The sequence below is a fragment of the Bacillus sp. FSL K6-3312 genome, assembly GCF_038007485.1.
GTDB classification, from domain to species: Bacteria; Bacillota; Bacilli; order Bacillales; family Bacillaceae; genus Bacillus; species Bacillus pumilus.
Map to the genome: position 1 here is coordinate 3272077 of NZ_JBBOXI010000001.1, position 14222 is coordinate 3286298.

16 protein-coding genes and 1 other RNA gene are annotated in these 14222 nt (G+C 41.0%); 3 read left to right on the forward strand and 14 right to left on the reverse strand.

The features are described 5' to 3' along the window. Positions 1-138: 138 nt before the first annotated feature. The 6 genes from MHI11_RS17270 to MHI11_RS17295 all read right to left on the reverse strand — a co-directional run bounded on the left by MHI11_RS17270 (position 139) and on the right by MHI11_RS17295 (position 5795). Positions 139-273: a hypothetical protein gene (locus MHI11_RS17270; RefSeq protein ID WP_260564453.1), complete on the reverse strand. Its 135-nt coding sequence runs from the start codon at positions 271-273 to the stop codon at positions 139-141. Continuing rightward, positions 270-2705, reverse strand: coding sequence for a heavy metal translocating P-type ATPase (locus MHI11_RS17275; RefSeq protein WP_340961778.1), 2436 nt, complete (start codon positions 2703-2705; stop codon positions 270-272). Before MHI11_RS17275 ends, MHI11_RS17270 begins: the two co-directional genes overlap by 4 nt. Before the next feature lie 80 nt (positions 2706-2785). Then, on the reverse strand, positions 2786-2992 hold the full coding sequence (copZ, locus tag MHI11_RS17280) for a copper chaperone CopZ (RefSeq protein ID WP_012011271.1): 207 nt from the start codon (positions 2990-2992) through the stop codon (positions 2786-2788). A gap of 74 nt (positions 2993-3066) precedes the next feature. Then, positions 3067-3372, reverse strand: coding sequence for a metal-sensing transcriptional repressor (locus MHI11_RS17285; protein WP_065098016.1), 306 nt, complete (start codon positions 3370-3372; stop codon positions 3067-3069). 101 nt (positions 3373-3473) lie between these two features. Further along, positions 3474-3929 (reverse strand): DUF6376 family protein, encoded by a 456-nt coding sequence (locus tag MHI11_RS17290; RefSeq protein ID WP_106036520.1) that lies wholly within the window; start codon positions 3927-3929, stop codon positions 3474-3476. 276 nt (positions 3930-4205) lie between these two features. Beyond that, a complete protein-coding gene (locus MHI11_RS17295; protein ID WP_340961781.1) occupies positions 4206-5795 on the reverse strand; it encodes a histidine kinase N-terminal 7TM domain-containing diguanylate cyclase in 1590 nt (529 codons plus the stop codon). Between the two features lie 245 nt (positions 5796-6040). Here MHI11_RS17295 and MHI11_RS17300 point away from each other — a divergent pair, with 245 nt between their 5' ends. Next, positions 6041-6280 (forward strand): hypothetical protein, encoded by a 240-nt coding sequence (locus MHI11_RS17300; protein ID WP_044138957.1) that lies wholly within the window; start codon positions 6041-6043, stop codon positions 6278-6280. 335 nt (positions 6281-6615) lie between these two features. Here MHI11_RS17300 and MHI11_RS17305 read toward each other — a convergent pair whose 3' ends face one another. The 8 genes from MHI11_RS17305 to MHI11_RS17340 form a co-directional block, all read right to left on the reverse strand. Beyond that, positions 6616-7413: a hypothetical protein gene (locus tag MHI11_RS17305; protein WP_340961784.1), complete on the reverse strand. Its 798-nt coding sequence runs from the start codon at positions 7411-7413 to the stop codon at positions 6616-6618. A gap of 284 nt (positions 7414-7697) precedes the next feature. Continuing rightward, positions 7698-8061: a transfer-messenger RNA gene (ssrA, locus tag MHI11_RS17310) on the reverse strand. A gap of 175 nt (positions 8062-8236) precedes the next feature. After that, positions 8237-8707: an SsrA-binding protein SmpB gene (smpB, locus tag MHI11_RS17315; protein ID WP_340961785.1), complete on the reverse strand. Its 471-nt coding sequence runs from the start codon at positions 8705-8707 to the stop codon at positions 8237-8239. A 139-nt stretch (positions 8708-8846) separates the two neighbouring features. Then, positions 8847-11189, reverse strand: a complete 2343-nt coding sequence (gene rnr / locus MHI11_RS17320; protein ID WP_319610336.1) for a ribonuclease R — start codon at positions 11187-11189, stop codon at positions 8847-8849. Between the two features lie 19 nt (positions 11190-11208). Next, the gene (locus MHI11_RS17325) at positions 11209-11955 is read right to left on the reverse strand and encodes an alpha/beta hydrolase (protein WP_044138960.1); all 747 of its coding nucleotides are present in this window, start codon (positions 11953-11955) and stop codon (positions 11209-11211) included. A 124-nt stretch (positions 11956-12079) separates the two neighbouring features. Continuing rightward, on the reverse strand, positions 12080-12313 hold the full coding sequence (gene secG / locus MHI11_RS17330) for a preprotein translocase subunit SecG (protein WP_003212746.1): 234 nt from the start codon (positions 12311-12313) through the stop codon (positions 12080-12082). Between the two features lie 186 nt (positions 12314-12499). Beyond that, positions 12500-12790 carry an AbrB/MazE/SpoVT family DNA-binding domain-containing protein gene (locus MHI11_RS17335; protein WP_044138961.1) on the reverse strand — a complete coding sequence of 97 codons (291 nt, stop codon included), beginning with the start codon at positions 12788-12790 and terminating at the stop codon, positions 12500-12502. Positions 12791-12816: 26 nt separating this feature from the next. Then, positions 12817-13050, reverse strand: coding sequence for a helix-turn-helix domain-containing protein (locus MHI11_RS17340; RefSeq protein WP_106067294.1), 234 nt, complete (start codon positions 13048-13050; stop codon positions 12817-12819). Positions 13051-13203: 153 nt separating this feature from the next. Here MHI11_RS17340 and MHI11_RS17345 point away from each other — a divergent pair, with 153 nt between their 5' ends. Then, positions 13204-13608 (forward strand): helix-turn-helix domain-containing protein, encoded by a 405-nt coding sequence (locus MHI11_RS17345; RefSeq protein WP_340961791.1) that lies wholly within the window; start codon positions 13204-13206, stop codon positions 13606-13608. A gap of 130 nt (positions 13609-13738) precedes the next feature. Beyond that, the gene (locus MHI11_RS17350) at positions 13739-14140 is read left to right on the forward strand and encodes a helix-turn-helix domain-containing protein (protein ID WP_340961793.1); all 402 of its coding nucleotides are present in this window, start codon (positions 13739-13741) and stop codon (positions 14138-14140) included. Positions 14141-14222: the final 82 nt, after the last annotated feature.

The following is a 14222-nucleotide window of genomic DNA, read 5'->3' on the forward strand; positions in this document are numbered from 1 at the left end:
CTTAATCGCATCTTAACGATGAACCTACAAAAAACGACAAAAAGGAACAAAAAGAAGTGAATTTTTTATGAAAAATCTTTTAAAAGGTGGGTTTTTCCACAAAATTGTTAAAAAAAGACTTCGCTTTTGAGCGAAGTCCTAATGATTTTGTATTTGTTCACTTGGTGTATCTTTTTGTAAATAAGCTCCATCGTATATCGCATATCCAATAAGGACCAGAGCAACGTAGAACAATGCACTAATCGTCCAAATCCATTTGACATTCAGCTTCATTGTGCCACTCCCTCTCTAACCGGTTTCAGTCGCTGCAATCTGAGCGCATTCAATACAACCGACACGGAGCTAAAGGCCATTGCTGCTCCTGCAAGCCATGGCGCAAGAAGTCCTAAAGCAGCTATCGGTATCCCAATACAATTATAAGCAAGCGCCCAAAATAGATTTTGCTTGATGTTTCTCATCGTTTTTCGACTAAATTCAAGCGCATCAGCAATGGCATGGAGGTCTCCTGTCATGAGTGTGATATCTGCTGCTTCCATGGCGACATCTGTCCCTGTTCCAACTGCCATCCCAATATTTGCTGTCGCAAGGGCCGGTGCATCATTGATGCCATCTCCGACCATGGCGACTTTCTTTCCTTGTTCCTGAAGCGCCGCAATGTGAGCAGCCTTTTCCTCAGGCAGAACTTCAGCAATGACATGATCAATGCCCGCCTGTTTCGCAATCGCCTCTGCTGTCATCTTGTTATCACCTGTCATCATCACGACGTGAATCCCTTGCTTTTTCAGACGCTTGATCGCTTGAGGTGAAGATGATTTGATCGTATCTGCGACCGCGACAATGCCGGCGACTTCTCCATCAACGGCAACAAGCATAGCCGTTTTCCCTTGCTGCTCCTGCATTGTGACGGATGCTTCGACTTGATCATATGGGATATGATGTTTCTGTAATAGCTTACGCGTTCCAATCAAAAGCTTGCGCCCTGCCGCCTTTGCTTCAATTCCATGACCTGGGTCAGCTTGGAAGGCTTCAATCTCGACCACTTCTAGACCTTGTTCCTTCATTCCATCTGTGATCGCTCTGGCAAGCGGGTGTTCCGACTGTTGTTCAGCTGATCCTGCTAACTGTAGGAGCGTATTTTCTGTCCAATTGGCAGACACTATTACATCTGTCAGACTCGGCTCCCCTTTTGTCACAGTCCCTGTTTTATCTAAAACCACCGTATCCAGTGATTGGGTCACTTCTAAATGCTCTCCGCCTTTAAACAGAATGCCGGATTCAGCCGCACGACCGCTACCCGCCATAATAGAGGTTGGTGTAGCAAGACCAAGTGCACAAGGACACGCAATGACGATGACCGCTATAAAGGTTTCAAGTGCTGAAGTCACATTCCCTGGATCAACAAAGAAAAACCATATAAGGAAGGTGAGCACAGCAATTCCTACAACGATGGGTACGAATATCCCTGATATTTGATCGGCCATCCTTTGAATCGGTGCTTTTGAGCCCTGTGCCTGTTCTACGACTTTAATAATCTGTGAAAGGGCGGTCTCTTTTCCAACCTTTGTCGCTTTCACTTTCACAAACCCATTTTTATTGATCGTTGCCCCGATGACCGCATCACCAGCCGTTTTATCAACAGGCAGACTTTCGCCCGTAATCATGGACTCATCAATTGCGGTTCTTCCCTCCACGATCTCTCCATCTACCGGCACTTTCTCTCCCGGTTTGACAAACACAAGATCATTCACTTTCACTTCGGAAATAGGGACGGTCATCTCTTTCCCATCTCGCTCGATGACCGCTTCTTTCGCTTGTAGGCCCATCAGCTTTTGAATCGCTTCTGATGATCTCCCTTTTGCTCTTGCTTCCATTAATTTTCCGAGCACGATCAACGTAATGAGTACAGCACTTGTTTCATAATAGAGGGCTGCCTCATGTGTGCCTTGAACCGCTGACTGAATGCTTTCATATAAACTATAGAAAAATGCAGCTGACGTCCCAAGTGCGACAAGAACATCCATGTTGGCACTTTTATTACGTAACGCTTTATACGCACCTACATAAAAGGGCCAGCCGACAATGAACTGAACGGGCGCTGCTAACGCTAGCTGAACCCAAGGATTCATGAACGCTTCGGGCAGCCAAATAAAAGACGTGAAAGAAAAATGACTGACCATTGCCCAAAGAAGCGGCAGTGACAGAATCATTGAAAATAAAAAGCGTGCCGTTTGTTTCTCTATTGCTGCTTGGCGATGATCTTTCTTTCCTTCCTCTGCTTCATCTACAGCTGGTTCAATTAAAGAATACCCAATGGACTGAACCGCTTCCTTTATATCACTTGTAGACGTTTGGCCTGGGTGATACGTGACCTGAAGGGTCTCCAGCGCAAAGTTCACAGATCCGTGATCAACACCATCCATCCGGTTTATTTTTTTCTCGATTCGGTTGGCACACGCTGCACACGTCATTCCCTCTATATCAAATTCCGCTTGCTCCATCACCACATCGTAGCCGAAGGATTGAATTTTTTGCTTGAGATCATCTGGTGTGAGTTGTTCTGCTTCATACACAATATGAGATGTTTCAAGCGCCAAATTCACATTGGCATCCTCCACACCTTCCAGCCTGTTCAATCCTTTTTCGATGCGTCCTGCACAGGCAGCACAGGTCATCCCCGTAATTTGAAAATCAATTTCCTTTTTCATTCATCTCACCTCTTCATATACTCCATAGGGGTATCTTTTTTTGAAAAAAATACGTGCTGTTATGCAGCACGTATGTTCATTTATACGACATCATATCCCTGTTCTTCAATTACATCAGAGATACGGTGTAACGTGACTTGATCTGGGTGAAATGAAACTTCCACCTCTCCTTTGTCTAAATGGACTTTCACAGATTCAACACCTGCTAGTTCTCCTACATTTCCTTCGACTGCTTTCACGCAATGTCCGCAAGACATGCCCTGCACTTGAAGTGTTGCTTGTTCCACTTCTCATCGCCTCCATCAATCATTTTCTACACCTTACTATACCCTAGTAGGGTATCAATGTAAACATATAAATGCTACGATTTTGTCAGTTTCGTAAAGACCGTCATTAACTCTTCAATGGCTTCATCCCCATTGCCGCTCTTGATTGCATCTGCTACACAATGATGGGTATGCTTTTCCATCAATTGAAGACTGACCTTTTTCAAAGCCGCATTGACAGCGGAGATTTGATTGACAACATCTATACAGTAACGATCGTTTTCAATCATTTGCTGAATCCCACGCACTTGTCCTTCCACTCGTTTCAACCGATTGATCAATTGATCTTTATCCTTGTCGGCTCTTGGCGAAGCCATATGTCTTTCTTCATGTTCTGTCATGTGATCACCTTTTTTCTAATATGACTTATCTTTACTTAAATTAAAGCATATCTCCACCGGAAAAGGCAAAGATATGCTGATTACACTCTATCGTGTTTGCTTTAGTTTGTTAATTGTTCAATGTCCTGCAATAGATTGACGGACTGCTGAAGCTGCTTGATCAATCCTTGCTGATCCTCAAGCATGGCGGCAACGTCGATGTTGTCTGCTTTCAATTGCTGTAAATACGTCTGAATGTCCTCTGACAGCACCTTATTTTTTTCAATGATCTGCGCATGCAGGTCTTCTGCTATTTTGGGTGCTGTGATTTCATTAAATTCTTGAATGTCTGCCTTCAATGATTCTAACTGCTGGGTTAATTCTGCTTTTTTGGCGGCGTTTTTCACAGCTTCTTCTGCGAGCTGTGGAAAGTTCTCCGTAAATTGCTGAATGTCCGTCACATACTCATTTGCCTCTGTGACATATGTCGTTGTATCACTTACTTGGTCAAGCAAACCAGAGCATCCACTTAATACAAGCGTGCCGGAAAAGAGCAAAGAGATCACATATTTTTTCAAGATTGATCATCCTTTCATCTGAGGTATTGAAAGCATCATTTGTCCCGCTCCCCCCATCACACAGATGCAATAAGACCTAAAAAAGCCAGACCTTTGCCTCATGTGTGATAGGCAAAGGTCTGGCTAACATGTTCATGCCGGAATGGCCGAGAAACAACGGATGTTTCTGTAATGACGATCAAACCGTAAAAGCTACTCCCCTTTAGGAAACCGTTCAAATGTTATGTTTATCATATCGAATGTCAGGACAACCGTCAATGAGAAGCTAGCAGCAGGTTAATGCTCTTCATAAAGCATATAGTCCGCTCCAGTGGACGCATAAATCCGGTTGCGTCCTTGGCGTTTTGACATATACAAAGCTTGGTCTGCTTCAAATAGAAGAGTTTCTAATACATTGGGAACATAAGCTGTGTGAGCAATTCCAAAGCTCGCTGTCACTCGCACTTTTTCCTCATCATTCTCAAAGAAACTCATCTCAAACGAATGTCTAATTCGCTCCGCAATATGACACGCCTCTTCAAAAGAATGATGCGGCAGACAAATAGCAAACTCTTCTCCGCCATATCGTCCGAATAAATCGTCCATTTGTAAATGCTGCTGACAAATGGTGACAACATGACGCAGCGCCTCGTCTCCAATATGATGTCCGTGCGTGTCATTGATTTGTTTAAAAAAATCAATATCAAACAGCATAACAGCCGTATCCTGCGCATCCTCTTCTAGGATCATCTGCGTTCGTTCAATAAATGAAGACCGATTGAAGATATTCGTCAATCCATCAATATACGCACGGCGCTCCAGCTCTTCCTGGAGCAAACGCTGCTCTGTTACATCACTGATCACAATTTGCCTGCCCTCGATCTCTCCTCTCCTATTAAATAGAGACGATGCGGTCAAGTGATAATAGCTGGAATGATCTTTTTCCCTTTTCAACATTAAATCATATTGCGAATGATCCTGCGGAGAACGCAGCCACTGAATGAAGTCAGTATCTTTGATGATTCCCGAGAAAATATCGTCTATTTTATAGCCAATCCCCTTTTTATTAGAAAGTGCTGGAATGATCGATGCAGCAGCGGGGTTGTAATCTATGAGTGTCCGGTATCGATCTAAAATGAGAACCCCCTCAGACATATGCTCAAACACACGCTCCATCGCAATGGGAGAGAGCTTAAAGAGCTGGAACGACATAATCGCCCATAAGTAGAGTGCATTGGTTAAAAACATCACCACAGGGACAGGGTCAATATGAAGAGGTGTCACGCCTAATAAATAGATAAAAGATGTCGTGATTGGCAGTAACATGCCCACTAGCAAAATTAGAATCTGCTTTAAATATTCTTTTTTTGTGACACGCAAAAACCAAACCAGCATAAAAATAGCGAGCATCGAACAGCCAAATGTATAGACACCATGAATGATATACCAATAGCCAATCGTAAAGTCAGCCAATAAAAATCCGTCTACCGGATTCATCGTGATGCTTCGATAAAAGAGTGAATGAAAAGAATTGGTGAACACCATAATGGTGGTGAGAGTTGGAATCAGTAAGATGAGAAGCACGCGGCGCTTTGTGAAATATTGATGGAATCCCGTAAATTGCAGCACAATCATTAGACTGAATGGCGCGATGAACGGAAGACCCATGTATTGAAAACAAACCCAGAACATAATCTCCCTAGGTGTACTTGCCAATAATTCAAACGTGTGCCCAAAGATATAAATCGCAGTTGCTCCAGACATGTACATAAACAATTGACAGCCAATATACCGGTGGCGGTTCGCATGAGCAATGATTGATAATATCACGGACAGAATGCCAGAAACACTCATGATCACAATAAAATGTAAAACAATCGAATCCATGTAAACGCCCCAATTTCAGTTATTTAGAACTAGTCTAATCTTACTATATATGAGGAAGTCACAAATGGGAAGATGTGATTTTGATTTGGTTGGAGGTTTTTTGTAAAGTGTCGGTCGACTTTTGTTCATGAGACCTTATATTTCCGCTACTTTTTGCTTAATTTGAGGGAGAGATATGTTGCGATCGGAGAAATATCTGTACAATGTGGGATTGGGAATCAATGAAGAGGAGGCTTGCAAGGTATATGACTTTTTTAATTATCATGGCGGGGCTGTTTATGCTGATTCTTTTGGAGAAGCCATTTGAAAAGAGAAGTTCTGGATTGATATTTTTGATCAGTTACTTGCTGCTGATTGCGATTTATGTGATCCAGACAACGTTTGTGGAACTTATGCCGGATGGATTTTTGATGATGATTGCCGTGGTTGTCGTTTTTCCTTTGTTTGTTCGGTTGGTGTTGTCTTCTCAGAAGACACGTTCTTGAAAACTATACAAAATTGAGACTATGTTAGTACTTATTTTGTCAGTTTAATTATAAGTTAAATAGAAAGCTAACTAGTATTTAAATGTAAATGATCAATTAGATTATATTCAATTGAATTACCTTACAAAAAATAAGCAAGCTTTTGCTTGCTTATTTTTCATAATCACTTATTAGTAAATAACTTATCAATAATGTTAATAGCAATAAGACAAATAGGAAGTGCAATGATAATGTACAAAAAGTTTTTTGGTACAAACATATTGTAATAATAGAAAAATACACTGATAAAGAGAATCATAACAGCATACTTCATTATACTTTTCACAAAATTCCTCCTAATAAATATCCACCCAACCATTATTAGGGCGTTTATCCCTTTTATCCAATTGTTTAGCAATTTGGGTTCCAATATCCAAATAATTTAGAGCAATCGCGACAGCAACACCAATAGAAACCGCTAATTTTTTAGCTCCCCACGCCTTTAATCTACTTGACACGGTTTTAGTGAATATTCTTTTCGCTTCTGCTTTGCCTTTTTTAATAATAAATGATTGTATAACACCAACGCCACCCCCGACAGCAAAACCAATAACAGCATTGAAAACTGCACCTGCAAACCTAACAGATACACCAACCTTTATACCTGATGATTTTTTCTTTTTAGCAGCTTCAACTTCTTTAACCCCAAAGGAAGAAGCAAATACCTCTTTAGCAAATGCTAAATTCTCATTTTCTAATAGAGTTGAATCATTTATTTCTTCCACTAACTCTTCTTGTGCTGCTGACAAATCATTATATGTATCAGATTCTTTATCGAAGAAATTTGTTAGTTCTTTTTTAAATATTTCCTTCTCAGTAACATTTGATAGCTCTGTTTGTTCTTCTACTATTTTATCAAAAAGTTTTCTCTCATCTTTCGTCATTTCATCTATCGAAGGCATATTTCTAACCTCTTCTTCAAGATCGAACTCTTCAGATAAAACTTCCCTACTCAATTTAACATCATTTGAATTTATACCCTCTACTGTTTCACCTACTAGAACTCCCTCTAACACAGGTTGTTCCTCAATATCTGACTCTGCGAAACTAGTTAGAGTAGATAATGAACTAATCGTGAAGATAATTACTGTCAAAATTGAAACTCTTTTAAAAAATAAATTCATCGACACCTTTACAAATACCTTCTATAAAAGTTAAATTCTTAATACCTGTAAACAAGGAGGCTCCGAATAAAAATTTAGGTTATAATACTATGACTAAATAAAAAAAGACGCTAAAAATAGCGTCTTTTTTTATTAAAGTTTTTAATAAAATCCTTTTGTGCTAACCAATCGTTTAGAACAACATGTTGAAAAAATGATGCCAGACCCGCATCAAGGGCTTTCAAACCCTTGATACGACTGCATTCTAAAAGTTTTGATGGAGACGGTGGGAGTCGAACCCACGTCCAGAGACATCGATTACTTAAGCGTCTACGAGCGTAGTCAACATATTTGTGGTGTTCACTCATCCTCATGCCTGCTGACGGGCGCTTGGAGAGCTAGTCTGATGGATCTCTTCTTACGTCCTCAGACGAAAACGTAAGCGTAGCCTACTTCATTGGGCTCCTCACAGACACATAGGCGATGTCAGGAAGAGCTCGCTGCACTTATTAGGCAGCTAGTGCTAAGTTTTGGTTAAAACTTTTAGTTTTGCCAGTTACATTTAGTGCGTGTTAACGAGATCGCCTCTCGGCTCGCAGCTCAAGCTCGAACCGCCCCTGTCGAATCCGTAACGTCCCCTTGTAAAAGGGATATACGGGATGGAAACGTTCAGCTTAACTGCTTCCGTATATAACTATTATAACAACCTCATCGCTTGAAACAACTGGTGGTTTCTGTAAAAACACGATGATTGTTTACTGCATATCATATTGTAGCATAATACTTCCGCTCACAGCAAGCCATCTGCATCAGGCTAGAATTGCTTTTGTCGATCACGGAAGGCACGGTCGATTTCGCGTTTTGCATCTTTTTTCTTCAGATCTTCACGTTTATCGTATTTCTTTTTCCCTTTACCAATTCCGATCAACACTTTGGCAAAGCCATTTTTAAAATAGAGTTTCAGAGGCACGAGTGAGTAGCCTTCTTCCTTTGTCGCACCAATCAATTTACTGATTTGCTTGCGATGAAGCAGCAGTTTTCTCGTTCTCAGCGGATCATGATTATAACGGTTCCCCTGCTCGTATGGGCTCACGTGCATGTTATGAAGAAACACTTCTCCTCGTTCGATTTTGGCAAAAGAATCTTTTAAATTCACTTTTCCTGCACGAATCGATTTGATTTCAGTTCCTTGTAACACAAGGCCGGCTTCAAATGTTTCTTCTATAAAATAGTCATGATTTGCTTTTTTGTTTTGGGAAACAACCTTTCCCTCTCCCTTTGGCATTGGCGTACACCCTCCTTTTGACACAAACACGGTCCAAATCGTACGGATTATTTTATCAAACAATCCAGCTTTAGACAACGCTGACGCTATGTGGTCAAAAAGCAAATAGAGCGTGATGCCCTATTTGCTTTTTGTCACGTTACTTTTTCTTTTTACGCTTTTGTTTTGGTGCGTTATCAAATACGCGTTTTTTCTTTTTCTTCTTCTTACGGCCTGAGAACCAGTCACTTCCGCCTTTATCCTCTTTGGCTTTATCCCCAGAGGCATTTTGGCCTCCGCGCCCTTTTTTCGCTGGTGAATCTGTTCGTTTTTTAAACTTAAAATCTTTTGCCGATTTACGGCGAGTCCCTTTCATACCGACGATTTCAAAATCAATCGAGTGCTCATCTTTATTGACATTCACCACTTTGACTGTGATTTCATCACCGATACGGTAGACATTTCCTGTGCGTTCACCGATCATGGCAAAGTGCTGCTCATCAAAGCGATAGTAGTCGTCTGTCATGTAGCTGACATGGACAAGACCTTCAATTGTATTCGGCAGTTCAACAAATAGTCCGAAGTTCGTCACGGAACTAATCATTCCATCAAACTCTTCACCGATTTTATCAAGCATAAATTCTGCCTTCTTGAGATCATCTGTTTCACGCTCTGCATCAACTGAGCGGCGCTCCATTGTAGACGCATGATCTGCAATTTCAGGAAGCAGCTGGCCCCACTTTTCTAGAGTTGCTTCGTCTGTCTTTTTCTGAATCAAATAGGTTCTGATCAGTCTATGCACGATTAAATCCGGATAACGGCGGATCGGTGATGTGAAATGTGTATAGAATTCCGTTGATAAACCAAAATGACCGATGCTTTCTGGATCATATTTCGCCTGTTTCATCGAACGAAGCATCACAGTTTGTATCACAACTTCTTCTGGTTGATCCCTCACAGCATCAAGTACACTTTGAAGTGCACGCGGGTGAATGTTTGTCGACGTTCCTTTCACAATGTAACCAAACGTTGTCACGAACTCTAAAAAGCGCTGAAGCTTCTCAGGATTTGGTTCTTCGTGAATTCGATAAATGAAAGGTACATTCAACCAGTGGAAATGCTCTGCAACCGTTTCGTTTGCAACAAGCATGAATTCTTCAATTAATTTCTCTGCGACAGAACGCTCACGAACGACAACTTCTTTCGCCGCTCCTTCATCATCTACAAGCACTTTTGCTTCCTTGAAGTCAAAGTCTACTGCCCCGCGCTCCATCCGTTTGTCGCGAAGAATCTCTGCAAGCTTCTCCATTTCTTGGAACATTGGCACAAGCGGCTCGTATTTGTCTATAAGCTCTTCGTCTTGATCGACTAAAATTTTATTCACATCAGTATAGGTCATTCTTTCCGTCGTTTTGATCACACTTTGGAAAATCTCGTGTTTGACGACCTTCCCATTTCGATCAATGACCATTTCACAAGACAGCGTGAGACGATCGACCTTCGGATTCAATGAGCAAATACCGTTTGACAGACGGTGAGGGATCATCGGAATGACGCGGTCTACGAGATACACACTCGTTCCACGCTCATAAGCTTCCTGATCAATCGGGGAATTCTCTGTGACATAATGAGAGACATCTGCAATATGCACCCCTAGCTTATATTTGCCATCATCCAGCTTTTGCACCGTAACGGCATCATCTAAGTCCTTCGCATCTGCTCCGTCAATGGTTACAATCGTTTCGTTGCGCAAGTCACGTCTGCCTTCTAGGTCTTTTTCATCAATCGTTTCAGGTGTGTCTACTGCCTGCTTGAGCGCTTCTTCTGGGAACTCCCCTGGCAGGCCGTGTTTATGAATGATTGATAGTATATCAATGCCAGGGTCATTTTTATGACCAAGAATTTCAGTCACTTCGCCCTCTGCACTCATTCTTCCTTCTGGGTAGCTAGTCAGCGTCACGACCACTTTATGCCCTTCGACCGCTCCATTTTTAGCGGATTTCGGGATGAAGATATCGGTTGTGATTTTTTTATCATCAGGAATGACAAAGCCATAGCTTTTCGTTTCTGTGTAGGTACCGACAATCGTCTGAGTATTACGCTCCAGAATTCGGATGACAGTCCCTTCTTTTTTTGTGCCGTTTGATTTGTGGCTGACACGAACCATGACCGTATCACCATTCATCGCTGTGCCTAGCTCATTAGGTGGAATGAAAATATCATCCTGTCCAAACTCTTCTGGTGTCACAAATGCAAAGCCTTTTGCATGAGCAGACAGCTTTCCTTTTACCAAGTTCATTTTTTCTGGTACACCGTAGCGATCGCTGCGCGTGCGAACGATGAGCCCTTGATCTTCTAGGATCACAAGTGCTTTGACGAGCTCTTTATAATCATCAGGATTGGTAATCTCCATCATCACTTCCAGCTCTTGAACGGTTAACGGTTTATACGCTTCATCTTTCATAAAAGCGAGTAATTCATTCATAAATTCTTCTTTTTGCACACTCTAACCCCCTATATATTTAAACTGACCAATCAAGTGATTCTAAGAATGCATATACATCCTGATGAACCTTTTCGCGCTCTTTATCAAGCGTGATCGCATGGCCTGATTCTTCATACCATTTCAAATGCTTTTGATCTGTCTCTACTTCGTTGTAAATGATATTCGCACTGTCTGTATTAATCATATGATCGTGACGTGCCTGAACAACAAAAGTAGGTGAATAAATCATGTCGACATTATTTCTAACATCTGCAATGAGTTCTTGCAGGCTCCTCAATGTATCCATTGGCGTTTTCTTGAACTCTTCCATTTCCTGTTCAATTTGCTCCTCTGACTTACCCTCGAATTTCTTATAGTTACGGGCATATTCTAGTACACCCTGATACATGACTTCTTCACTTTTTATGTACATAGGTGCACACATAGGTACAATTCCCTTTACAGGTACAGTGTAACCTAATTTCAATGAAAAAACTCCTCCGAGGGATAGGCCGCAAACCGCAATTTCCTCATAGCCTTCATCTTTTAAGAATTGATAGCCTTCTTCTACATCTTTCCACCAGTCATCAGGGCCTGAATGGACAAGCTCTTCTGGCGGCACACCGTGTCCTTTATATTGTGGTGCATGACACGTATACCCTCTTTCGTTCAAATAACGGCCAAGCATTCGAACATCGGCTGTATTCCCAGTAAAACCGTGAAGAAGAAGCACCGCCTTTTCTCCACCTTTAAACGTAAATGGTTTTGGTGTAACAACTTTCATGATGTGACTTCCTTTCCTTCCGATATGGTTTATATTTTCCACTTGTATGTATGAAACAAACACAAAAGAGTGCTGATAATAAAAAAAGGTCTGAAAAAAGATCAGACCTTCTGTTACTCGCGCTTTACACGCCTAAATATGCCAATGCAAGTGTTAAGATGAAGAAAAGCACTGACAAAATAACCGTTAAACGGTGAAGTATCAAGTCAAGACCTCTCGCTTTTTGCTTACCGAAAAGCTGCTCGGCTCCACCTGAAATAGCGCCTGACAGTCCAGCACTTTTACTAGATTGTAACAATACAACGATGATAAGTGCGATACTGACAATTACGAGTAATGTGATAACAAATGCGTGCATGAAAACACCTCCAGACAAACTGGTACACATAACTTTATTTTACATGAAAACAAGGTGCATGTCACGAAACATCAAAATAAAGATTCCCTCTATATTGTCGACTTTATTCGTTATTTTGATTCAATTTCATTCCAAAGAGTAGTATGCAGCATTTTTTATATGCAATTTTCGGTTAAAAACGTGTTTTTAACGGGTTGCTTCTTCTTTCAATAGCTGTTTTAATTCTACTAACAAACGTTCAGCTCCTTCAAGACTCAGCATCACTTTCCCATTTCCATAGCTTTTGTTATACTTCGTCACTTGTCCAGTTAACAGGCAGCTCTTATCTGCATCATATTTTTTCAGCATAATGGTTTGATCTTCAATGAAAATTTCTAAAAGCTGCTCTTCTTTAATATTGAGTACCTTACGCATTTCTGAAGGCAGAACAATTCTGCCTAGTGAATCAATATGTCTGACCATCCCAGTTCTTTTCAACGACATTGCCTCCTTGATCATTTTGCTTATTGACTTTTGTCAACATCTTCATAGTAAAATAGATCTTCAAATTTTTTATCAAAGTAATGAATCATTTTGCCAATGACAAGCTGGCCTGGTTTCCGATGACCATTTAATACCCTGCTGAGTGTGGCAGGAGAAATGCCAATTTCATCAGCGAGCTGATTTAAAGACATATCGTTTTCGATCATATACTGCATGACAAAAGTCCGCCTGATCTGAATCTTTTCGACCATCATTACAACCTCCTATGGAATCAATATGTACAACGTGTAGGTGCTCACATGAAACAGATCCATTAACTTAAGTCAACACTTTTGCCCCTCTGCTATTTCCTTTGGTCAATGATCATACTAAAATAAGTCATATACTGAAATGTGAGGTTCGATGTCATGAATCACTTTGGTGAACAATTACGCATTTTAAGAGAAAATAGAAAAATGTCTGTCAATCAACTCGCCATGTATTCAGGTGTAAGCGCTGCTGGTATTTCTCGTATTGAAAATGGAAAGCGTGGTGTGCCGAAGCCTTTAACCATAAAAAAATTAGCACACGCCTTGAAGGTGCCTTATGAGGATTTAATGCTGCTTGCCGGTCATATTGAACAGGAACAAGTTCATGAAATGAAACCAAAATATGAATCCGTGTTGAAAATCTATCAAACGGCGCTTCAAAAGGATGTAGAACATCTTCCCATTTTTGACGGAGACCTATGGGAAAGGCTATCCGCACAAGACATCAGCCAGCTGAATGAATACTTTCTCACGCTCACCAACCAAAAAAAGACGAACAAATAGCGGGGCATAACCCTAAGATACATTCACTATTAACTAATGTCAATATTTTCATGGTATACTTGTTGCCAATAGTCAACAAATCAAGTAAAATAGATATATCTAATCTATAACCATGTGAGGTTTTGCCTTGATGAACTTTGGTGCATACTTAAGAGCATTACGTGAGGAAAAGAAGCTGTCAGTGAACCAATTAGCGATGTATTCAGAGGTCAGTGCTGCTGGTATTTCTCGTATTGAAAATGGGAAACGCGGCATTCCGAAGCCTCCTACGATAAAAAAACTAGCCGGTGCATTAAAGGTCCCTTATGAGGAAATGATGCAGGCTGCGGGCTATATTGAGGAAGCCTCTTCTGTCCATCAGCTGAAGGAAGAGGAAACGTCATTATCCAAAATAAAGGAAGCCGCAACGCAATATGAACTTGGTGATCTCGAGCTATTTGATGGAGACATTTGGTCAACTCTTTCGAAAAAAGAAATAGAAGATCTTAACCGCTATCTGTTATTTATATTAAACAGCCGTTCGTCATCATAGAATGTTTTGATCATTGACAAGCTTTTGGAGCTGATTTATGACAAATTTACGGTATAATGGGTTCAGATTGGAGTGAAGAAAG

Excerpts from the sequence above, each read along its gene's own strand:
- MHI11_RS17275 (WP_340961778.1), bottom strand. The coding sequence starts at position 2,705 with ATGAAAAAGGAAATTGATTTTCAAATTACGGGGATGACCTGTGCTGCC.
- MHI11_RS17295 (WP_340961781.1), bottom strand. The coding sequence starts at position 5,795 with ATGGATTCGATTGTTTTACATTTTATTGTGATCATGAGTGTTTCTGGC.
- MHI11_RS17345 (WP_340961791.1), top strand. The coding sequence starts at position 13,204 with ATGAATCACTTTGGTGAACAATTACGCATTTTAAGAGAAAATAGAAAA.
- MHI11_RS17285 (WP_065098016.1), bottom strand. The coding sequence starts at position 3,372 with ATGACAGAACATGAAGAAAGACATATGGCTTCGCCAAGAGCCGACAAG.
- MHI11_RS17325 (WP_044138960.1), bottom strand. The coding sequence starts at position 11,955 with ATGAAAGTTGTTACACCAAAACCATTTACGTTTAAAGGTGGAGAAAAG.
- MHI11_RS17340 (WP_106067294.1), bottom strand. The coding sequence starts at position 13,050 with ATGATGGTCGAAAAGATTCAGATCAGGCGGACTTTTGTCATGCAGTAT.
- secG (WP_003212746.1), bottom strand. The coding sequence starts at position 12,313 with ATGCACGCATTTGTTATCACATTACTCGTAATTGTCAGTATCGCACTT.
- smpB (WP_340961785.1), bottom strand. The coding sequence starts at position 8,707 with ATGCCAAAGGGAGAGGGAAAGGTTGTTTCCCAAAACAAAAAAGCAAAT.
- MHI11_RS17350 (WP_340961793.1), top strand. The coding sequence starts at position 13,739 with ATGAACTTTGGTGCATACTTAAGAGCATTACGTGAGGAAAAGAAGCTG.
- MHI11_RS17300 (WP_044138957.1), top strand. The coding sequence starts at position 6,041 with ATGACTTTTTTAATTATCATGGCGGGGCTGTTTATGCTGATTCTTTTG.
- MHI11_RS17270 (WP_260564453.1), bottom strand. The coding sequence starts at position 273 with ATGAAGCTGAATGTCAAATGGATTTGGACGATTAGTGCATTGTTCTAC.